Source organism: Roseovarius conchicola, from assembly GCF_041403425.1.
GTDB lineage: Bacteria > Pseudomonadota > Alphaproteobacteria > Rhodobacterales > Rhodobacteraceae > Roseovarius > Roseovarius conchicola.
In genome coordinates this window covers 105,732-125,684 of sequence record NZ_JBGEHK010000001.1, presented here as the reverse complement: position 1 = coordinate 125,684, position 19,953 = coordinate 105,732, and the positions used below count along the sequence as shown (strand labels likewise).

The window sequence follows — 19,953 nt, the reverse complement described above, 5'->3', positions numbered from 1 at the left end:
CCGCTATTCTTCAAACGCGAGGGGTACGAATTCGGGTGTTTTCTGATCGCGCCCGGCAATGAAATCGGCGGCGCGCGCGGCCATCATCTGGGTTGGAGCGTTCAGATTGGCCGAGGTGATCCGTGGCATTACGCTGGCATCCACCACGCGCAGCCCCTCAACGCCATGCACGCGGAACTCGGGATCGACGACGCACTCCGCCCCTTCACCCATCCGACAGCTGCCGCAGGGATGAAATTCGGTGGTGACCGCGGTTCTGATCCAATCGGCGATCTCGGCATCTGTGCGCACATCCGGGCCGGGGATCAACTCGGCACCGCGCAAGCCCTCAAAAGCCGGTTGACGGAACAGGTCGCGCGCTTTGTGCACGCCTTCCACCAACTCACGCAGATCATCCGGATCGCTGAGATAGTCAAACGCCATCTTCGGCTTGTCCTGCGGGTTGCCCGAGGCCAGCGTGATCCGTCCCCGGCTGCGTGGGCGCTGTTGATCCACATGCAGAGAAAAGCCCTGCATCAGTGAGATATCGTTGCCTTTGTATTCAAAGCCGACCGGGCCGAAATGGTATTGTATATTAGGATAGGCAACATCCGCATTGCCCCTGATCAGCCCGCCAGCCTCCCATATGTTCGAGGCGGCGATGCCACCTCGCGTAAACACCCACTGCACCCCCGCCGCCAGCTTGTTGAGGGGCCGGTCAACGCGGTGGATGGGGAACTGTTTCTTGCATTCATACTGCAGGATGACGCTGGTGTGATCCATCAGATTGCGCCCCACGCCCTCCAGAGGGGTCTGCACCTTGATCCCGTGCAGCGCCAAATGATCGGCAGGCCCGATCCCGGACAGCATCAACGTCTGGGGCGAATTGATGGCCCCGCCTGACAGCAACACTTCGCCCGCCTCGGCCCTCTGGCTTTCAGCGTTCTTCAAATACTCAACTGCCACGGCGCGGCCTCGATCTACGACGACCCTTTGCACCATCGCCCGGGTGATCAAGGTGACGTTCCCGCGCTTCAGGGCCGGGCGCAGATGCGCCACCGCGGCACTGCAGCGCCGTCCGTTCCACTTGGTGGCGTCATAGCGCGCCACGCCTTCGGGGTTGTACCCGTTCAAGTCGTCCGAGTGCCCTTGCCCGGCCTGTCTGCCCGCCTCGATAAACGCGTCATAAAGCGGGTTGTCATAATGCCCGCGCGTCACGCCCAGCGGGCCGCTGTCCCCGCGATAGGCATCCCCACCCCGGTCATAGCTTTCCCCGGCGCGGAAATAGGGCAGGCAATCGGCATAACGCCAATGCCCCATGCCGGGGGCCTGTGCCCAGCCGTCATAGTCCAGCGGGTGCCCGCGCATATAGACCATCGAGTTGATCGAGGACGACCCGCCAACCACCTTGCCGCGCGGCATCGGCACCTGCCGGTCGTTCAACTCGGCCTCGGGATCGGTCTCGTAATTCCAGTTCAGCTTGGGATCACGCCAGGCGCGATAGACGCCAGCCGGGATATGGATCATCAGGTCGCGATCCATCGGCCCGGCCTCAAGGATCAGGATGCGCTTGCTCGTGTCCTCGCCCAGCCGGTTGGCCAGGGTACACCCGGCCGAGCCCGCGCCGATGATGATATAGTCAAAGTCCATGCCACTCAGATTCTACATACGGGGAGTGAATGCAAGCCGGACGGCCACCGGAGAGATTTTTGGCTGAGCGGCGCGGCGCGGACACTGTCCTGCGCGGACTAAAGGCCGCAGGCGGCCAGATCGCCAGCTCGCCCGCAAGGGCTGGCGAAATGGTCAGGCTTGGCGCAACGCATGGATCTTGTGCGGCTTGCATAATCGCAACTCGGGACTCAAGGCAGACACAGGGCAAATGCATCATTACCCCTTTCCAGATTAGGGCAACAGCCCCAGCCACACCCAGACCGTGCCGATCGACAGCGCCGTGGCGATCAGCACGCTTGAGGCCGCCACGCGGCGGGCCTGTCCGTACATATTGGCGAAGATATAGCTGTTGATGCCCGGCGCCATGGCGGCGGTCAGAACGGCCGAGCGGGTGGCCGGAACCGACAGGTCGAACGCCGCGCCGAGGCTGCTGGTGATGGTGGGATGCACCACCAGCGCGATCAGGCAGACATAAAGGACCACGCGCAAATCCCCTTCCGGGCGATAGCGTGCCAGCACCCCGCCCATGCCGAAAATCGCCGCGGGCAGGGCTGCGCGCACCATCAGATCCAACGCGTCATTCAGCACACCGGGCAGCGGCACGCCCGAGAAATTCACCAGAAACCCGAGACCGATTCCAAGGATCAGCGCATTGGAAAACATCGCTTTCAGAACCGTCTGCGCCACCTTGCCACCGGGCTGTCCGCGGGCGCGGACCACTTCCATCACCGTGATGCCCAGCCCGTAACAGAACGGAGAATGCAGGGCGATGATAGCAAAGTTAGCCTCTAACGCATCCGCCCCGTAGGCGCTCTCGGTCAGGGCCAGGCCCAAAAGAACCGAGTTGGAAAACAGGCAGCAGAAGCCGATGGCCACGGCCTCTTCCAAGGTGCGGCCAAAGATCAGCCGCGCACCAAAAAAGCCAAGCCAGAAGCAGGTGAAGGAACCGGTGTAAAAACTGAGCAGAAGTTGCCATTCAAACACCTGCGCCAGATCCAGCCGGGCGATGGCGACGAACAGCATGCAGGGAATGGCGAAATTCTGGGTGAATTTCATCAGCCCGTCGACGCCCGCGTCGGAAAACCATCCGCGCCAGACCGCCAGATAGCCAAAGCCGATCACCACGAAGACCGGCAGGATGACATCCAGCAACGCCTGCATGTCAGAGCGTGTAGGTCAGGGTCATCATGTCATAGGCTGGCGTGATGAAGTCGGGGGTCTCGTCGACAAGTGTCTGATAATCCATATCAATATGCATGTTGGTCAGGATGCCTCGGCGCGGGGCGGCGCGGTGCAACCATTCCAGCGTCTGTTCCAGATGCGCATGGGTCGGATGGGGGGTGCGGCGCAGGGCATCGCAGATCCAGGTGTCCAGCCCCTCAAGCACCGGCCAGACATCCTCGGGGATCGAGGCCACGTCGGGCAGATACGCCAGATCGCCCACCCGGAACCCCAGCGCCTCGATCGAGCCGTGATTCACCTCGAACGGGCGCAGGGTCACCGGCCCGCCTGCCCCGTCGATCGTCAGATCACCCTTGATCGTGTGCATGTCCAGAATGGGCGGATAGGGCGAGCCTTCGGGTTGCACGAACGCATAGCCAAAGCGCGACAGCAGGGCGTTTTGCGTATCACCGTCTGCCCAGACAGGCAGCCGTTGTTTCATATTGAAAACGATCATCCGCAGATCATCCAGCCCATGGACATGATCGGCATGAGAATGAGTAAAGACCACCGCGTCCAGCGCGCCCACCCCGGCATCCAGCAATTGCGCGCGCAGATCGGGCGAGGCGTCAATCAGGATGCGGGTGGTGCCCCCCTCTCCTTCCTGCTCAATCAGCATGGAACAGCGACGACGGTGATTGCGCGGGTTTTCGGGGTCGCAATCGCCCCAATGCCCGCCAAGGCGCGGCACCCCTCCGGACGACCCACAGCCGAGGATGGTGAAGCGACGTTCGGTCATGCGGCCTCACGATATTGCGCGGCTTTCCAGAACAACCGGTCGAAATTCACCTGCGTCTGGGCGGCGAAGGCGGCCCAGTCCATGCCCATGGTTTCGGCCCCCACCTGCGCAGTGTGCAGGGTATAGGCGGGTTCGTTGCGCTTGCCACGATAGGGCGGCGGGGCAAGGTAAGGCGCATCGGTTTCCACCAGAATGCGATCCACCGGCGCGGCTGCAAAAATCTCGCGCAGCTCGGTCGAGCGGGGGAAAGCAGCAATGCCCGACATCGACAGATAGAAGCTAAGATCAAGCGCAGCCTGCGCCAGCTCGGCGGAGGAGGAAAAGCAATGCATTACGCAGGTATAGGCCCCGGCGTGGTATTCTTCGGTCAGGATACGGGCCATATCGTCATCCGCCGCGCGGGCATGGATGATCAGCGGCAGGCCGGTCTGGCGTGCGGCCTCGATATGAATGCGCAGCGATTCTTTTTGAATATCCGCGCTTTCCGAGGTGTAGTGGTAATCCAAGCCCGTTTCGCCAATACCGACGAATTTGGGGTGTTTGGCCAGCTTGAGCAGATCATCCAGTGTCGCCAAAGGTTCGTCCGCCGCACTCATCGGGTGGGTGCCGGCGGCGTAGAAGACGGGCGCGTAGGCCTCGGCGATGGCGCGCACCTGCGGTTCAAGGCGCAGCCTGGTGCAGATCGTGACCATGCGGGTGACACCGGCCTCAAGCGCGCGGGCGATCAACGCATCACGGTCTTCCTCGAAATCCGGGAAATCCAGATGGCAGTGGCTGTCGGTGATCTGGATTTCGGTGGTCATGTGCTTACGCCGTTTGCTGCATCCTGAACACCATATCTAAGACGAGCGCGGCAGGGTCAAGGTTGACCGCCCTCCCATGGCGCATGCGCGCGCCGATCTCTTGGGCGCACGCCGCCCATGCGCGGCCCTTTTCCGGCGTGGGGGCAAGACGCTGAAACGTCTTGCCCTCGTGCGGTGCGGCCTCCGCCGGGGGGTGGCCAGTGGCCCCGCTGCGTGCCAGACGGGCCAGCGCCACATCGGTCAGATGCAAGAGCAGATCAAGCCGCTCTTCCCCGCCGCGCGTGGCCGCCTGTTCGGCCAGTTTCAGGGCACGCGGGCGATCCAGTTGCGGCAGCGACCCGAGCAGCCCGATGATTTCTCCGTAAAGAGCCAACCCATCCAGCGTGATCAGACGCACCGCTTCGCCCACCGATCCGGCAGACAACTCAGCCAGCGCCTCGGGGTTGGGACCGGGGTCGATACCGGCCTGCGCAAGGGCTGCGGCCATGTCATCGGGCGATAGCGAGGCCAGACGCAACTCGCGACAGCGCGAGCGGATCGTGGGTAACAGCCGCGCCGGTTGATGACTGATCAGCAAAAGCGTGGTGCGGGCGGGCGGTTCCTCCAGCATTTTCAGCAAAGCGTTGGCGGCCTGCACGTTCATTTCATCCGCGGCGTCGATGATCACCACCCGGCGGCCCCCATCAGCGGCAGAGAGCTGTAGGAACTTGTTGAGATCGCGCACATCCTCGGCCACGATCATATCGCGCAGACGGCCGGTTTTCTCGTTCACCGACCGGGTGATGTGATAAAGCCCCGGCTCGGACCGCGCGGCGATGCGATGCGCGACGGGATGATCAGGACTGATATCCAGCGTGTCGGGCTTGGGCAGCGCGTCGCCGAACAGGCTGTCCCCCTCCTCCGGCGGTGTGGCCAACAGAAACCGCGCAATGCGCCAGGCCAGCGTTGCCTTGCCCACGCCGCGCGGGCCGGTGATCAGCCAGCCATGGTGCAGGCGACCGGCATTGTAAACCTTGAGGAACCCCGCCTCGACAGCACCTTGCCCGAACAGTTGAACCGTATCACGAGGGTGCGGCGCACCCGGTGCGCGGTCGGGTTCGGGGGGCAGATCGTCACTCATGACAGGCGATCCAAAACCGCTGCTTTGACGTCGGCGGCGACATCGGCCACCGCGCGATTGCCGTCGATCACGATAAAGCGGTTGGCAAATTCGCGCGCCAGATCAAGAAAGCCTGCACGCATCCGGGTTTGCAGATCGGCCCCGAAGGATTCAAACCTCTCCTCGCCGGTGCCCCGTGCCAGGGCGCGGCTGAGCCCCATATCCGGGTCCATGTCGATCAGGATGGTCAGGTCCGGTTCGCGCCCGATCATCAGCGCATGCAGTTGGTCGACCTTGACGCGCAGATCGCCCCGGCTGAGGCCCTGATACATCCGTGTGGAATCGGCAAACCGGTCGCAGATCACAACCTGTCCGGCCTCTAGCGCGGGATTTATCGTGCGTTCAAGATGGTCCCGCCGCGCGGCTGTGAACAGCAGTAACTCGGTCTCGGCGGACCAGCGATCCGGCTCGCCTTCTAGCACCAGTTTGCGAATGTCTTCGGCCCCATCCGAGCCGCCCGGCTCGCGGGTCAGCAGCACCTTGTGTCCTGCCTCCTCAAGCGCCTCGGCCAACAGGCGGGCTTGTGTGGATTTACCGGACCCGTCAATGCCTTCAAAGCTGATGAACCAGCCCGGCTGCGGGGTCTCACTGGTGGTCAAAGCGCGCCCTCGGGCCCCTGTTGCAAACGTGTCAGCAGAAGGGACGAGACGGTTTTCATACGTGGCAGAAATCCCCCTTTTGCCACGTCTTCGGTAGCCACAAGAGGCACACGGATTTCCGGCAGGCCTTCGGGGGCAAAGACCAGTTCGCCCAGTTCATCGCCCGTGGCAATGGGTGTGCGCAGAGGACCGTCATAGATCACATCGGCCTTCAGCGCCTCGGTGCTGAGCACCGGGATCAGCGTGTCGATATCCGTCGCCGGGGCCAGCCCGACAGTATCCGCTGCGCCCATCCAGACATCGGCGCGGGCAATTTCGGTTCCGGCTTTGATCAGTTCTTTCTGGGTGAATTGGCGAAAGGCCCAGTTGACGATCGCCTCAGCCTCTTGCGCGCGCGCCTGGGCGCTGTCCAGCCCCGAGATCACGAAAATCACCCGGCGATCCCCCTGTTTGGCAGACCCAACCAGCCCATACCCGGCCTCCTGCGTGTGGCCGGTTTTCAGCCCGTCCGCCCCGATACCCAGCGTCAAAAGCGGATTGCGGTTGCGGGTGTTTTGCGGGGCGCGCCCGTCAAAGGCAAACTCGGTTTCGGCGAACATCGGGTAGTATTCGGGAAACTCTTCGATCAGTAGCCGGGCCAGCAGCGCGAGGTCCCGCATGCTCATCAAGTGCCCCGAGGCAGGCCAGCCGGAGGCGTTCTTGAAGGTCGAACTGGTCATGCCCAACTGTTGCGCGCGCTGGGTCATGAAGGCGGCAAAACCTGCTTCGGTCCCGTTCGGGCTGAGCGCCTCGCCCAGAACAACGCAGGCGTCATTTCCCGACAGCACGATAATGCCGCGAATGAGATCTATCACCGAGACCCGGTCGGTGGTGTCCAGGAACATGGTTGAGCCGCCATAGCTCATCGCACGTTGGGAGACGGGCAGTTTTTCATCCAGAGACAGGCGCCCTTCGCGCACGGCTTCGAACGTGACATACAGCGTCATCAGCTTGGACATCGAGGCCGGGGCCATCGGCGTATCGGCATTTTTTTCCAGCAACACGGTCCCCGTCGTGACATCAATCACAAACGCCGCCTTGGCACGAGTTTCAAACGCTTGCGCCGGCAGGGCGAGCACAAGGCCCGCCACGATCAGCGCAAGAACCGGAAGCAGTGAACGCAAGAGTCTGAACATGGCAACCTGACGATCAGTTGGTGACAGCATAGGCATCGTCAAAGCCGATACCCTTGATTTTCTTCAGCAATGCAGCGCGCTCGGAACTTGTCGAGGCGGGACCGACAATGACCCGCCAGAAGGTCTTGCCCGAGGCGCTTTGTTTCTTGACCGTGGGCACCATCCCGGCCTGCCGCATGGCGGTGGCGGTGTTGTTGGCGTTTTGCTCAACACTGAAAATCCCGATCTGGATGAACGGTTTGCTCAGCGACGAGGTCTGCACGGCGGGGGCCGGCGCGGGGCTTGGTGCCGTGGCAGCAACGGTGGTGGCTTCAGCCTCGTCGATGGCAGCGGCAGCATCGGCAACCGGGTCCAGCGTTGTCGCCTCGATCGTATCTGGCGCGGCCAGCTCGGCGGTGGCCTCATCGACTTCGGCCACAGGTTCGGGCGCTTCTTCGCGGCGCAAGGCGGTGACGTTCAGTTCGGCCGGAGCGCCGGCCAGCATACCAAGGGCAGCTGCCGCATCGGACGAGACCTGAAGTTCGGGACCCGGATTTTCACGCTCGCGACGGAACAGTGCCCCGATCACGAACTTGGAATTGGCGGTGTTGCGAATGATCACCCGCTCGGGCTCTTTCACATCCGGATGCGCCACCCAGACACCGCCCAGCGACGGGCGACCGTCCCAAAGGCCCTGGTCGGTCACCTGGAACACATCCGGTGCCTCGACATCGCGTTCGACCAGCCGGGTGGACGTACTGCTTGGCGCAACGGCGCCTTCCTCGGATTGGGGTTGTGCCTGGAACGGGTTGAATGTTGCCCCCTCCTCACAGCCTGCCAAAACGGTAAATCCTGCGGTGATCAAAGCGGCGCGTTGCCAGCCTGATCGCGTGCCTGTCTTAAGAAAATTCATGCCGTGCCCCTTGCCATGAACCGCGCGATTTGGCGCGGCGCCCCGGTTTTCCGGGATTTGCTGCTTGCTCCCACGGGACATGCCCGCGAGCGCACGATAGCGCCATGCAGGCTGCAAGAAAAGAGTCCAGACAGGGTTTCGGCGGATTTCCCCAGAAAAAGCAGGCTTTCAGAATCAATTTTGGGTGTTTAGGGAAGGATTGTCGGAGGAGTGGCAGAGTGGTCGAATGCACCGGTCTTGAAAACCGACGTAGGTGAAAGTCTACCGTGGGTTCGAATCCCACCTCCTCCGCCAGCATCCCAATTCTCGAAAAACATGCGTGGTTTGCCAGGTAATTAGCATGCTATTTCAAAGTGATACGCTCCGTCACATGTTTCGGCGCCACGCTGCATTACCCCGGCATCACGATAACCAAACCGACACCTGACATGGCCCGGCGATGAATTTCAGCCGGTTGTCCAACATACCAAGGCGCATCACACTCATCCCGTGATCAGATCTTTCGACAGATGTCTGCGGCCAGAGCACTGTCCTTGCAGAGAAAGAGCGAGCTGACCTCGACCTCGGCCCTGTCGCGGGCGCAAACTCACCCGATCTAGTTGTTCGAGGCCACGTTCACACCTGAAATCCGGCTGAGAGTGCGGTCGAACGCCTGCCCGACAGGGGTGGGCGTCAGGTTGTCTTCGACGAGGTTGATCTTTGGCACGCGCCCATTCCACGGATAGGGATTGGCCGCAAACCACGCATAGCGTTCCACGAATGGCAGTTTTTCCATCATGATCATCGAGTTCTGGATGAACCTGGCATTCTGCGCATAGGACACCGCATGCGGACGACGCCAGTCAATCTGCGCAAATTCCGTTACCCAGATCGGCCTTCGATACTCGCGGTGGACGGCTTGCAACCACCTTCGAAACTCGCCGACATCTCCGGTGTTCGAATAATAATGGACAGCCATAAAATCAACGCGGAGGCCTCTTTTCTCCACCTGGTTCATAAACCGGCGCTGCCACGAATGCCGGCCCATGGTCTGGCCTTGGGTGGTGGCCGGACTGCCAAGCCGCAAACCGTGTCTTTCAAGCCTGGGCCATAGCCGCACGGCCTGTTCGACCGACATGCCCGCCTGATGGGATCCGGACTGTCCATCCGGTTCGTTAAAGCCCAGCAAAGCGCGCACAGGCAAATCCGATCTGATGCGCTTGTTCACATCCTTGGCCCCGTGGATCATCGGCACGAATTCAACATCGCGCCGGGTGCGTGAACGGGAATGGATCTGGTCGGTACGCCAGTTATAGTACCATCCAAGCGATGGAGCGTCCTCGATCCATCCAATGATGGTTTGCTTGGAGTTTTCCCACGCACCGATCCCGGCCTTCTGCGCTGCTGCGGGGCCGGCGATCATGACTGACAGGGCGAGAATAACTGGCAAAAGTCTGTTCATGGTAACCTCGTCTGGGAGGACAAGGTTTGCCGCCGGTGATGGCGAAACGAGGGCCAAACAGAGGTTATTTTGGCGTAATTGCGATTGGATTGGCGCGGGTCGCCGGAGTCATGGTTTTGAGGTGGTGGATTCGCCGATCAATCGGGCGGTGCGTTCAGCGGTCCGTTTGTGGAGGCTAGACGCAGACAAACATGCCGAAAAAGTCTGGATTGGTTGATCTGTGCAAGCGCAACCGCCTGATATGTAAAGAATTGCCACAAGGCCGCGACCAATGCGCGTGCGCGCTGACCAGCGTCGACTGCCGCAGAAACCAAAGAATCGAATTCCGCGGATTGTTGTCATTTCGTGCAAAATGAAGCTGATCTTGCGCCATTAAGGGGCGGAAAAACCCCTATAGATTGTATTTTGGCGCAGTTTTCCTGGAATTTTCTGGAAATTGTTGACGAAACAGGTGATTTGCGCGTTACTAAATGGATTAAGTATTGGTTCATATTGATAGATTTAGACACGCTCTCAGAACACGGGGATAACCTCGGACAGCGTAGATATTGTGAGACGTATGCCGGGTTAACTGGGTAACCTGGTCACGCAATATCTTTCAGAGCAGGCGCATTGTGTGTCCATCTCGGTGGGGGGAAGATGCACTATTTCGGTAACGGGGCGGGCGTGGGTGCCCGGTCGATGGTTGCGCGTGCGAAGATGGGTTCGCAGCAGCGCGTGTTGATCGCAGGGGGAGCCGGGTTTCTGGGTTCTCAGCTTTGCGACGTTTACATAGAACAGAAATTCAAGGTGGTGTGCCTGGACAATCTGTCTACGGGCAGGATTGAAAACATAGCTCACCTGCTGGACAACCCGGATTTCGAGTATGTCCAGCACGATGTCGTCGATCCGTTCAGGACGACGCAGAGGTTCGATTTCATCTACAACATGGCCTGCCCCGCGTCGCCGCCGAGGTATCAGGAAGACCCGATAAAGACCTTCCAGACCAATGTGCGCGGTGCAGAAAACCTGTTGGAGCTGGCGCAGGAAACAGGTGCGCGCATTCTGCAAGCTTCAACCTCCGAAGTGTACGGAGATCCACAGGTCTCGCCTCAACAAGAAAGCTATCATGGGAATGTCCACACGATGGGTCCCCGCTCGTGCTATGACGAGGGGAAACGGGCGGCGGAAACCCTGTTTCACTGCTATAACGATCAGCGTGGCGTTGATACGAGAGTGGCGAGAATCTTTAACACCTATGGCCCGCGTATGGACCCCGAAGACGGCCGGGTTGTGTCGAACTTCGTCACGCAGGCCCTGCGCGGCGATGACATAACGATCTATGGCGACGGAACCCAGACGAGGTCATTTTGCTATGTGGATGATCTGGTGCGCGGCCTGCATTCCCTGATGCATTCCGATTTGCCCATTCATCGCCCCGTCAACCTTGGCAATCCTGGCGAGTTCACGATGAAGCAACTGGCGCGCATCGTCATTGACGAGGTCAAAACGTCATCCAAAATCAGGTTTGAAGACCTGCCGGTTGATGATCCGCGTCAGCGTCGCCCGGATATTTCCGAGGCCCGGAAAAGGTTGAACTGGACGCCACAGATCAATCTGAGTGCGGGATTGCGCCTGACCATTCCCTATTACATGTCGGAATTGCGCAGAAATGCACCGAAGGTTTCAACCGCCGTTTGACGCGGGAGCAGTCCAATTCTCACGCATGACCACGGTTTTTCATTGCCGTTGAACAACCGTGGTCTGCTCAAACCCGTCGGCCCGATCACTGAACGCAAAGCTTGTTCCGGATGAGAATGGCCGGTATTTGTACCATGTCTTTCGGGGCTGGCGATGCCCCGATTTTGCCGCGAAACTGTGTGAAAGTACGTGATGCAATCACCACCTGACACTCTCACACCCCCTATTCCATCCGAACCAGCCCAACATTCCGGCCGCCCGTCCTATACCAGGCCGTTGCTGATGGGGCGCAAGCGGGTGAAATACCACCTGTTGGCCATCATATGGGTTATCGCCGCCTCTTGGTTCTGGGTCTGGTGGTTGCATCCTGATCACATCTTGCCCGGTGTGCGGTATTGGGTGGCCACCGTGGCGCTTAGCTGGTTGTTCATCCTGCAAATCCTGTTGATCGTGGTGTCGCGGCGCGCGATTGTTCCGGCTGGCGCACCGCCGGACCCGGCAACGGTCAGAGTGGCGATGATAACCACCAAAACGCCATCCGAACCCTTCTCGCTTGTTCGCAAGACGCTGGAAGCCATGCTGGCGCAGACATATCCGCATGATACCTGGCTTGCCGATGAAGACCCGCAGGCCGAGACCATCGAATGGTGCAAGGCGCATGGTGTCAGGATTTCGACCCGAAAAGACAAGCCAGAGTATCATCGCGCGGAATGGCCGCGCCGAACGCGGTGCAAGGAAGGCAACCTGGCCTATTTCTATGATCACTATGGATATGACGAGTATGATTTCGTCTCACAGCTGGACGCCGATCACGTGCCGCAGCCCACTTATCTGGAAGAAATCATGCGCGGCTTTGCCGATCCCGAGGTCGGATATGTCAGCGCGCCCAGCATCTGTTCATCCAATGCCGAGGAAAGCTGGGCCGCGCGTACGCGGCTGGATACCGAGGCGGGGTTCCACGGGATATTCCAATGCGGATACACCAATGGCCTGACGCCGATGTGCATCGGGTCGCATTACGCGGTTCGGACCAAAGCCTTGAAAGAGGTCGGAGGGCTGGGGCCGGAACTGGCCGAGGATCATTCAACCACGATGATCATGAGTGCCGGCGGGTGGAAAGGAGTGCACGCCTTTGACGCGATTGCCGAGGGCGAAGGCCCGGCAACTGTGTCCGATCTTTGCACCCAGGAGTTTCAGTGGTCGCGCAGCCTGGTGTCCTTGCTGTTGTTCCACACGCCGCGGTATTTCAGGGATTTGCCTGTGCGCCTTCGGCATCAGTTCGTGCTGTGCCAGCTGCTCTATCCGATTATCGCCAGCGTCATGGTCGTGTTCTACGTCGTGCCGATCTCGGCCGTGATGTTCGACCTGCGATATGCCAATGTCACGTATCCCGATTTCATCCTGCATTTCACGGCCCCGACCGTGGCCATGATCGCCTTTTCCGTGTCGCTGAAACGGGACGGTTTCTATCGCCCCAAAACCGGGCGCGTCTGGAGCTGGGAGAAGGCGTTGTTTCCGGCGCTTCAATGGCCTTGGGTTCTTTGGGGCTGCATCATGGCGGTGCGCGACAGGATCTTTGGCGGGTTTGTCGATTTTCGGATCACACCGAAGGGGGACGATGTCGAAGCCACGCTGCCGATCAGTATCGTTCTGCCCTATGTCGTGTTGGCATTGGGATGTTTCATTCCGATCATCATGGTGGGTTACCTGCGAGATGCCGCGGGGTTCTACCTGCTGACCTTCATCAGTGGATTTGCATATACCGTCGTTGCGATCCTGATCGTTGTGCGCCACATTCGCGATAACAAAATCCGCCTGAGCCGTGCACTTAGATCGTTGACCTTACAGCTGACAATTGTCCCGCTCTTGGTCGTTCTGTCCTCATCCGCGCTTTATCTTCGTGGTATGGATGGGCTTTATGCCCTGTCGCTGGGACTGGGCAAATACCAATTTGTACAAGCTCAATATGTCGTGTCTGGGGCGGGGATGTCGGGGACGCAGCCCAGCGTCAGATACTCATTTACCTGGCCCGTGCAAACACAGTAAGCGCTGCGCCTGCTTCGCGGCACTCAGCGCGTATGGCAACGGGACAAACGGCCAAAACCCGACGGGGAGCAGATGTAAGAGCCGTTTCCGTGCTTGGCTATTCTGGCGGCCAGCCGTTTGCGTTCGCGCGCGGACAAGCGGACCGTTCCCACCGTCGCTTTCTTGGCATTGCTGTGCCAGTCATAGCTGACCTTCGAGACGGTGTTTTGCTGCGTATTGACGCGTTCGGATGCAGAGGCGTTCAGGGCCATTAGCGCTGTTGAGACGAACACTGCGAGCGTGAGTTTTGTACCTTGTTCGAAAGGTTTCATCTGCTTTTCCTAATCAGGCAGCCCTGAAAAACGGCAAAGCGTCTTTCAAAGTGCATCATTTTTCTTTTTCCGCAGTTGCCCCATCGCTTTTCTTGCTCGTGCGTACGGGGTGCCTCGCCTACACCGTTACCGTGCAAGCGGCGATCAAAACAACCACAGAATGATTGAGACCTGATTAGGATGGTGATTTTGAGGCGGCGGTGGGGTGATTGCATGGCTCATAGCCCGGCAAACCGGCTTGAAACCGTGGTTTTTATTGTTTGAATTCTTCACATTAAGCAGGTTTGGCGCGGGGCTGTGGTTTCTTGCGATTGCGCTGGCGATAAACCGCCACCTTTCCAGCGCAAAAAAGAAGAGGCGCCGTTTCCATGCGCCTCTTCCTTGTTCCGGTCGCTAAATCGCGGTGAATCTTAGTCGATAACGCGTTCGTTCACGCGCCAATCCGGCAGGCCATACCCGTCTGGCCAAGGGTAAACTTCGTGCTGATTGAAATAGACCACGCCGACCAGTTCGGGGAACTGGGGGTATATCTGCCGCACGGCATTCTCCCATTTCCGGACATAGGCCTCGGTTCCCACATAGCCAAGTTCTGCGACGACAACCGGCTTACCGAACTTGACGGCCCGGTTGTAACGTGGGGTCAGGATATCAACGAACCCAAGTTCCTTGCCAAATCTTTCCTGTTCCCACGCCTGCAATCCGAAAACGGACACACCCACAAGGTCAACATAGTCATCACCGGGGTAGTAATCAGAGAGGTTTTCGTAACCCAAAGGCGACCACATGTAGTTGGCATTCGGCGCCTCGGCCCTGCAGATATCTACGGCACGGCGGTAGCCTTCGATATAGTCTTCTTTTTTCCAACCTGCCCAGATGAACTGACCGGTGTAATCGTCCATCTCCTGGGCCCAGCGCACGGTCACCGCGCTTTCCATGGTGCCAAGAACCGCACAGATTCCGCGCATGTACTGATCGTAATTGCCCTCGGAGAGATTGCGCTGCAGGATTTCGGCCGTGTTCCGTTCCGAACGCGACCACGTCCAGGGTTCGATCGTGACAAGGACAGCGCGGTTGCGTTCCTTGGCATAGACATCGGCATCCACCAGGCTGGGCAGGAACACGTCTTCCCATGGCAGGAAGAGATGCTCGATCGTGACCTCGGGATCGGATTCAAAATCTCCACCGGGGTCATAAACCCCGAACGGCATTTCCCCGGGTGGGGCGGCTGACGCGTAGCTGATCGGAGACAGGGCAAGGCACGTAGCGGCCAATATGGCGCGCCAGCCCGGTCCGGTTGCTTTTCCAACTGAGGACATGAAGGTCATGTTCTTATCCTTTTCGTCATTGGGGAGCGGTTGAAAATCCAGGCTCCCAATCTCAATCGATGCTTGTTCAAATTCATCAGGGGTTGTGCTTTTGCGGTCCGGGCTTCTCATGAGACATGCACTCCAAAGCTGGGGGCCGCGTCCCGGATAATGCTTTCCAGATCACTGCGTTCGGCGGTGAAACCAAGAAGCGTGCTGGCTTGGGACGGATCCGCGATGAGTATCGGAGGATCCCCTTCCCGGCGTGTCTCATAGCGGATTGGCAAGGGTTTGCCCGTCAGTTTTTCGATACCCGCCACCAGTTCCAGCACGGAATGCCCTTCGCCCGTTCCGAGATTCACCGCAAAGCTGTTCGCGCCGGATTCAAGTCGGGCCAGCGCCGCGACGTGACCTCGCGCCAGATCCTGCACATGGATGTAGTCGCGAATGCAGCTTCCGTCGGCCGTCGGATAGTCTGTTCCGAAGATGCCGAAACTATCGATCTGCCCCGCGGCGGCCATCAACGCCAAGGGGATGACGTGGGTTTCCGGGGCATGCTTTTCACTCAATTCGCCCTCGGGATCGGCCCCTGCCGCATTGAAATAGCGCAACGCGGCGTAGCGAATGCCATGGGCGGTTTCGACATCCCGCAACATGCGTTCGCAGACAAGTTTGGTGGTTCCGTAAGGATTGACGGGATGCTGTGGCGTTTCTTCGGAAATCGGGACCGTTTCAGGCGTTCCATAGGTCGCGCAGCTGCTTGAAAGGATGATCCCCGTGACGTCGGCATCGCGGCAGGACCTGAGCAGCGAAACCATGCCTGTAACATTGTTGTCGTAATAGGCAATCGGGTCTTTTACGGATTCACCGACATAGGCCGAGGCGGCGAAATGCATGACTGATTTCGTGTCATATGCCTTCATCACCGACGTGACCGTCGCGGTATCGCGCACATCGGCCTTGATCAAGGGACCCCATTTCACAGCGGTCTCGTGACCCTCGGACAGGTTATCGATGACCACGGGCATATAGCCGCTCAGCGACAGATGCTTGCAGACGTGGCTACCTATGTAGCCCGCGCCACCGGTGACGAGTATGGGTTTGTTCTTCATTCTTCTACCAACTTCGGCTGCTTTCGGGTTCTCAGGCTCGTTATCTGAACTGCCTGGCCAAGAGCGGGCCGATGACATTCGGCTCCACAACGGAGTGTTTGCAATTGCGGGAAATTCGGGAGGCCTTGCACTCTTTGACAATCGCCCGAATGGTCGCCTTGGTGGCGCGCCCGCTGGGATTGCCTTTGAAACTGCCGCGGCTTTTCATATCCCCCTGCAACAGGTAGATCGCCAGGTTGGGATTGGCCGCAAACAGGTCTTTTCCGAACTCGTCCGAGACGACATCGTCCCAGTTGCCAAGACGTTCGCCAATTGATTTGTATTCGCGCACGCTTCTGGCCTTGGCGGCCTGAATTGACAGTTCGTATTGCGACGTTTCATTGGGCGTCAGCAGATCGGAATATTTCTCGATGTAACCGCTTGCCCGGCCCGGTTGCCGGCGCACGTTCATCTGGTTTCCGTCCCTGACCAGGCTGATCAGAAACTTCGCCGCATCCTTGTTGCCCTCCGAAGCAGCGTCTTCGAGCTTGGCAATGGTCTTGGGACCGCTGGCGCGCATACTGATCCCCCACATCTGACGCTGGGCATCCAGCACTTCGATCCGCGAGGAATTCTGCGCGCGGGCCAACTGGGCAAACTCATTGAATTTTTTGCCTCTCGCTTTCCCGAGGAACCCGTACATGGCACCTTCTGCCAATGTCTCCCAGGCCGATGTGCGACCCAATTCGCCAGCGCGCCGCAAATACATCTCGCCTTTTCTGGCGTTCCTTTTCTCCCACATCAGGAAGGCGCCAAGCTGTTCCAGACCCTCGCCGTTCCCGTCTTTGGCAGCGTCCTCAAAAAGCTGTGTCGCGCGCGCGGTGTTCTGGCGCAGGCCGTCACCATTCAGCAAGAACGATCCCAGCGTGATTTTTGCCTGGGTGTCGCCGTCCTGAACGGCCTGATCCAACAGGCGCGCCCCTTCATCGACATCGCGATCCAGAACCCAGCCCCCGATCAGCCCTTCCCCGAGAACGCGGGCCGCCTCGGTCCCACCGTTGGCGGCAGCGGCGGTCAGCAAGCTGCGCGCGGCCTCCGGGTCGGCCTGGGAATTGATGCCCCATAAGCGGTCAATTCCCAGTTTTGTCTGGGCACGCACATCACCTGCAGCGGCAGCTTGTTCAAGCAATTCAAGCCCTGAATCGGGATCCGCGTCGAGGTAGATACCATCGACAAGAAGAGTGCCCAATTTGATCTTGGCGTCCAAATCCCCGCTATTTGCGGCTTGCATCAACAGGGCTTTGCCGGCCTGAGCATCTTTAGGGATTCCATCGAGTCCATAGACGAGCGCTTCGCCCAATTTCCGCTGAGCGGCGACGTCTCCCGCCTCGGCCTTGCTTTGAAGGCCATCGAAATCAAGCTCTTGAGCCACGGCAATGCCAGCGGCCGAATGCACAAAAAACACGGCTGTTAACGCGCCTTTAAGTGCGAATGATACGATCTTCTGCATTTCTATCAACTTACCCCCCCTAAGGTATGTCGATAGATTCCCGATGTGCCTATTCAGCCTGCCATAATCAAAATAGTGTTTTTTAATATGTTAAAATCATTGCATATTTCTTTGTCGCATTCCAGATTTTATTGCCGAATTTCTCCAGATCAGGCCATTCCGGGACCGGATTTCGCTAAAAAGGTGATGAAATGGCGATGCTTACCCCCTATGCGTGTTCACGGTCTCGACTTTTGATTAACTTATCAGAATCACAGGCCTCTTCCCCCAGCGCACATGGGATGGTGTGTGGCGGCTCCGGCAGTCAGCGGGACAATTGCAGCCGAGGACAGTTCATTGCAATTTCTGAGAGGCCGAGAGGCGTCTTTGCCCTCGCTCCCGGCGTCATGGCCCCACCACGGCCGCCCGGGGAATCGGGGCAGGTTATCAGCGATAAGTTTCTGCAGGTTTTCCCGCCCTAACGCGACGTTTTTGAGCTATGGATACGGCTCCGGATTCTGCGCCGAGGCCTGTTCTTGCGGCAGGCAGATCATCCTCTTGTCGGCAGGTGCAGATTGCCCGCGCTGACTGTGCGCCGGGCGCCCCGGAAAAGCGCAAAGGTTGACTAAATTGCCATAAAGTAAGAACTTTGCAAGGTTGAACGACGCGCTACACATTTATTACTGGGGGGTAATTATGAAGTTTTTAGCCATTTTTCCTATTCTTGCGGCGGCCGTGTCGATACCGATCGTCGCCCATTCTCAGGAGCAGTCGGAATCTGCTCTTCCGGTGGCATTCTGCGATCCTTTGATGTCCGAGGACCGGCTGGACCTGGAGGACGATGACAGAGACGAGGAAGAGTTAGAGATTGACCAGACCTATCGATACGATCTGGAAGAAGCCGAACCACTGACGACGCGCGAAGACATCATGAACGCGCTGTTTGAAGAAAAATGGAATTTCGAAACCAAAGACCCCATCGCGCGGCGAGAGCTTTGCGATGCCGAAGAAAACTACGTCGTGCTATGGAGTAAATTGCTGGCGCCAATGGAGTCGGGGGAAATGTCTTTGGATGCAGAGGGTTACACGTCCATTCGCAAAGATGGCACGTTCCAATTCGTCTTTGCCGAACGCCCCTATTCAGGAAACTGGGAACTTGACGGTGTAGAAATGGTCCTGACGGCCGATTGGCTGAACGAGGGTGCACCCTACCGGAACCCGGTCGAGTTTGTAAGAACACCGGTTGAGACCGTGGCTGCTGACGGCGACGAATACAGCTTTGTGGATGAGATGTATCGCTTGGGGGGCTTTCGCTTCTATCGGATTCCAACCACGGTCAAGGGTCGGAGCCAGAACTGCAGCTGTGAAAACATAGACCGTTAGAACTGGCAGCCCGACAGCTGCGTCACGTTATGTCCAAGATGGCCGCCTGACGGCTGTCAGCGGGATGTCAGCGCTTTCCTTGGGTATTGCTGGCAGGTTCGTCCTGCCAGTATTCTCCGAGTTCGTGGTTGTGTCGTTCGATCTTCGCAATACGCTCCTGCGCGGTGGCCCCGTTCCGCTGAATGATCATTCCGATGATCGTCTCAAAGAAAACGAGCGCGGTGGCGTGGGACGGGAAAAACTGGGGGCTGTCTGTCTTAAGGCAAAAACAGTGGTCCGCGTATTCGGCCGCAGGAGCGAGAGGGCTATCGGTCAGGACGATGACCGGGACGTTCTGAGCGGCGACATGACGGGCAAGTTCGACCGCCCGCGCCGCGTAGGGTTGAACGCTGAAAACAAGACAGGCGTCACGGTGGTCGAGGTCGGCCAGATCATTTGCCAAAGCACCGCTTTCAAGGCCAAGTGAGCGCCAGTTCCCAAGCGACATATTGGCCAGATAAGCGGCGTAATCCACGATTGGTTTCGCGCTCAGCAACCCGATCAAACTCACCCGGCGCGCCTTGGCAAGCACGCTCGCCGCGGCTTCAAGCTGCGCTTCGTCCAGATCGGTAAGCATCGCGTCTATGTTGCGAAGAGAGGCCGAGACGTGATGCGCGGCGAAACTGGTTTCGTCGGTGCTGTCGCGCAGCTGCGCCTGCGCCTTGTCGGCCAGGAACGTGCGCTTGTGCAGAAGGTCTTGCCGGCACACGTCGCGCAGATCGTCATAGGTTTCATAGCCAATAGCCCGCGCCAGGCGGGTGAAGGTCGGGGCGGGCAGATTGGTCGATTTCGCGACAAAGCGTTGTGACCGGGTGGCAATCTCGCCAGGGTTTTCAACAACATACCTTGCAGCCTTGCGCAGCTGCGGGCTGAGGCTTTGGATTTTGCCCGGGGTAAGGTCAACAGGTTTGGGTCTGGGCATGATGATGGT

17 protein-coding genes and 1 tRNA gene are annotated in these 19,953 nt (G+C 58.9%); 4 read left to right on the top strand and 14 right to left on the bottom strand.

The window, feature by feature from the left end; genetic code table 11:
- Window positions 1-3: 3 nt before the first annotated feature.
- The 8 genes from V6N02_RS00550 to V6N02_RS00515 all read right to left on the bottom strand — a co-directional run bounded on the left by V6N02_RS00550 (window position 4) and on the right by V6N02_RS00515 (window position 8,238).
- The gene (locus tag V6N02_RS00550) at window positions 4-1,629 is read right to left on the bottom strand and encodes a choline dehydrogenase (protein WP_371223226.1); all 1,626 of its coding nucleotides are present in this window, start codon (window positions 1,627-1,629) and stop codon (window positions 4-6) included.
- 252 nt (window positions 1,630-1,881) lie between these two features.
- Window positions 1,882-2,811: an AEC family transporter gene (locus V6N02_RS00545; RefSeq protein ID WP_371223224.1), complete on the bottom strand. Its 930-nt coding sequence runs from the start codon at window positions 2,809-2,811 to the stop codon at window positions 1,882-1,884.
- A gap of 1 nt (window position 2,812) precedes the next feature.
- Complete coding sequence (locus tag V6N02_RS00540; RefSeq protein ID WP_371223223.1) at window positions 2,813-3,610, bottom strand: MBL fold metallo-hydrolase; 798 nt, start codon at window positions 3,608-3,610, stop codon at window positions 2,813-2,815.
- Window positions 3,607-4,413 carry a TatD family hydrolase gene (locus V6N02_RS00535; RefSeq protein ID WP_371223221.1) on the bottom strand — a complete coding sequence of 269 codons (807 nt, stop codon included), beginning with the start codon at window positions 4,411-4,413 and terminating at the stop codon, window positions 3,607-3,609. Before V6N02_RS00535 ends, V6N02_RS00540 begins: the two co-directional genes overlap by 4 nt.
- A 4-nt stretch (window positions 4,414-4,417) precedes the next feature.
- Complete coding sequence (locus V6N02_RS00530; RefSeq protein ID WP_371223219.1) at window positions 4,418-5,533, bottom strand: DNA polymerase III subunit delta'; 1,116 nt, start codon at window positions 5,531-5,533, stop codon at window positions 4,418-4,420.
- Entirely contained in the window at window positions 5,530-6,171 is a 642-nt protein-coding gene (gene tmk, locus V6N02_RS00525) for a dTMP kinase (protein ID WP_371223217.1), read from the bottom strand. Before tmk ends, V6N02_RS00530 begins: the two co-directional genes overlap by 4 nt.
- Complete coding sequence (locus V6N02_RS00520; RefSeq protein WP_371223215.1) at window positions 6,168-7,346, bottom strand: D-alanyl-D-alanine carboxypeptidase family protein; 1,179 nt, start codon at window positions 7,344-7,346, stop codon at window positions 6,168-6,170. The genes tmk and V6N02_RS00520 overlap by 4 nt, the downstream gene beginning before the upstream one ends.
- A gap of 13 nt (window positions 7,347-7,359) precedes the next feature.
- Window positions 7,360-8,238: an SPOR domain-containing protein gene (locus V6N02_RS00515; protein ID WP_371223213.1), complete on the bottom strand. Its 879-nt coding sequence runs from the start codon at window positions 8,236-8,238 to the stop codon at window positions 7,360-7,362.
- A 204-nt stretch (window positions 8,239-8,442) separates the two neighbouring features.
- Here V6N02_RS00515 and V6N02_RS00510 point away from each other — a divergent pair.
- Window positions 8,443-8,532, top strand: a tRNA-Ser gene (locus V6N02_RS00510).
- A gap of 301 nt (window positions 8,533-8,833) precedes the next feature.
- On the opposite strand, the gene V6N02_RS00505 is transcribed toward V6N02_RS00510, so the two are convergent.
- Complete coding sequence (locus tag V6N02_RS00505) at window positions 8,834-9,679, bottom strand: glycosyl hydrolase (RefSeq protein WP_371223211.1); 846 nt, start codon at window positions 9,677-9,679, stop codon at window positions 8,834-8,836.
- 639 nt (window positions 9,680-10,318) lie between these two features.
- Here V6N02_RS00505 and V6N02_RS00500 point away from each other — a divergent pair.
- Window positions 10,319-11,359 (top strand): UDP-glucuronic acid decarboxylase family protein, encoded by a 1,041-nt coding sequence (locus V6N02_RS00500; protein ID WP_371223209.1) that lies wholly within the window; start codon window positions 10,319-10,321, stop codon window positions 11,357-11,359.
- A gap of 282 nt (window positions 11,360-11,641) precedes the next feature.
- Window positions 11,642-13,405 (top strand): glycosyltransferase family 2 protein, encoded by a 1,764-nt coding sequence (locus tag V6N02_RS00495; protein ID WP_371223207.1) that lies wholly within the window; start codon window positions 11,642-11,644, stop codon window positions 13,403-13,405.
- Between the two features lie 23 nt (window positions 13,406-13,428).
- Here the strand turns inward: V6N02_RS00495 and V6N02_RS00490 are convergent, their stop codons facing one another.
- The 4 genes from V6N02_RS00490 to V6N02_RS00475 all read right to left on the bottom strand — a co-directional run bounded on the left by V6N02_RS00490 (window position 13,429) and on the right by V6N02_RS00475 (window position 17,621).
- Window positions 13,429-13,716, bottom strand: coding sequence for a hypothetical protein (locus V6N02_RS00490; RefSeq protein ID WP_371223205.1), 288 nt, complete (start codon window positions 13,714-13,716; stop codon window positions 13,429-13,431).
- 410 nt (window positions 13,717-14,126) lie between these two features.
- The gene (locus tag V6N02_RS00485) at window positions 14,127-15,041 is read right to left on the bottom strand and encodes a glycoside hydrolase family 26 protein (RefSeq protein WP_371223203.1); all 915 of its coding nucleotides are present in this window, start codon (window positions 15,039-15,041) and stop codon (window positions 14,127-14,129) included.
- A 107-nt stretch (window positions 15,042-15,148) separates the two neighbouring features.
- Window positions 15,149-16,132 carry a UDP-glucose 4-epimerase GalE gene (gene galE / locus V6N02_RS00480; RefSeq protein WP_371223201.1) on the bottom strand — a complete coding sequence of 328 codons (984 nt, stop codon included), beginning with the start codon at window positions 16,130-16,132 and terminating at the stop codon, window positions 15,149-15,151.
- A gap of 40 nt (window positions 16,133-16,172) precedes the next feature.
- Window positions 16,173-17,621, bottom strand: a complete 1,449-nt coding sequence (locus tag V6N02_RS00475) for a tetratricopeptide repeat protein (protein WP_371223199.1) — start codon at window positions 17,619-17,621, stop codon at window positions 16,173-16,175.
- 636 nt (window positions 17,622-18,257) lie between these two features.
- Here V6N02_RS00475 and V6N02_RS00470 point away from each other — a divergent pair.
- Window positions 18,258-18,983, top strand: coding sequence for a hypothetical protein (locus tag V6N02_RS00470; RefSeq protein WP_371223197.1), 726 nt, complete (start codon window positions 18,258-18,260; stop codon window positions 18,981-18,983).
- A 67-nt stretch (window positions 18,984-19,050) separates the two neighbouring features.
- Here V6N02_RS00470 and V6N02_RS00465 read toward each other — a convergent pair whose 3' ends face one another.
- Window positions 19,051-19,944 (bottom strand): MurR/RpiR family transcriptional regulator, encoded by an 894-nt coding sequence (locus V6N02_RS00465; RefSeq protein WP_371223195.1) that lies wholly within the window; start codon window positions 19,942-19,944, stop codon window positions 19,051-19,053.
- Between the last annotated feature and the right edge of the window lie 9 nt (window positions 19,945-19,953).

Bases quoted from the DNA above. Each gene is read 5' to 3' on its own strand.
- V6N02_RS00530 (WP_371223219.1), bottom strand. From the start codon at position 5,533: ATGAGTGACGATCTGCCCCCCGAACCCGACCGCGCACCGGGTGCGCCG.
- V6N02_RS00465 (WP_371223195.1), bottom strand. From the start codon at position 19,944: ATGCCCAGACCCAAACCTGTTGACCTTACCCCGGGCAAAATCCAAAGC.
- V6N02_RS00535 (WP_371223221.1), bottom strand. From the start codon at position 4,413: ATGACCACCGAAATCCAGATCACCGACAGCCACTGCCATCTGGATTTC.
- V6N02_RS00540 (WP_371223223.1), bottom strand. From the start codon at position 3,610: ATGACCGAACGTCGCTTCACCATCCTCGGCTGTGGGTCGTCCGGAGGG.
- V6N02_RS00520 (WP_371223215.1), bottom strand. From the start codon at position 7,346: ATGTTCAGACTCTTGCGTTCACTGCTTCCGGTTCTTGCGCTGATCGTG.
- V6N02_RS00515 (WP_371223213.1), bottom strand. From the start codon at position 8,238: ATGAATTTTCTTAAGACAGGCACGCGATCAGGCTGGCAACGCGCCGCT.
- V6N02_RS00495 (WP_371223207.1), top strand. From the start codon at position 11,642: ATGGGGCGCAAGCGGGTGAAATACCACCTGTTGGCCATCATATGGGTT.
- V6N02_RS00490 (WP_371223205.1), bottom strand. From the start codon at position 13,716: ATGAAACCTTTCGAACAAGGTACAAAACTCACGCTCGCAGTGTTCGTC.
- galE (WP_371223201.1), bottom strand. From the start codon at position 16,132: ATGAAGAACAAACCCATACTCGTCACCGGTGGCGCGGGCTACATAGGT.
- V6N02_RS00500 (WP_371223209.1), top strand. From the start codon at position 10,319: ATGCACTATTTCGGTAACGGGGCGGGCGTGGGTGCCCGGTCGATGGTT.
- V6N02_RS00550 (WP_371223226.1), bottom strand. From the start codon at position 1,629: ATGGACTTTGACTATATCATCATCGGCGCGGGCTCGGCCGGGTGTACC.
- V6N02_RS00475 (WP_371223199.1), bottom strand. From the start codon at position 17,621: ATGCAGAAGATCGTATCATTCGCACTTAAAGGCGCGTTAACAGCCGTG.
- V6N02_RS00545 (WP_371223224.1), bottom strand. From the start codon at position 2,811: ATGCAGGCGTTGCTGGATGTCATCCTGCCGGTCTTCGTGGTGATCGGC.
- V6N02_RS00505 (WP_371223211.1), bottom strand. From the start codon at position 9,679: ATGAACAGACTTTTGCCAGTTATTCTCGCCCTGTCAGTCATGATCGCC.
- V6N02_RS00485 (WP_371223203.1), bottom strand. From the start codon at position 15,041: ATGACCTTCATGTCCTCAGTTGGAAAAGCAACCGGACCGGGCTGGCGC.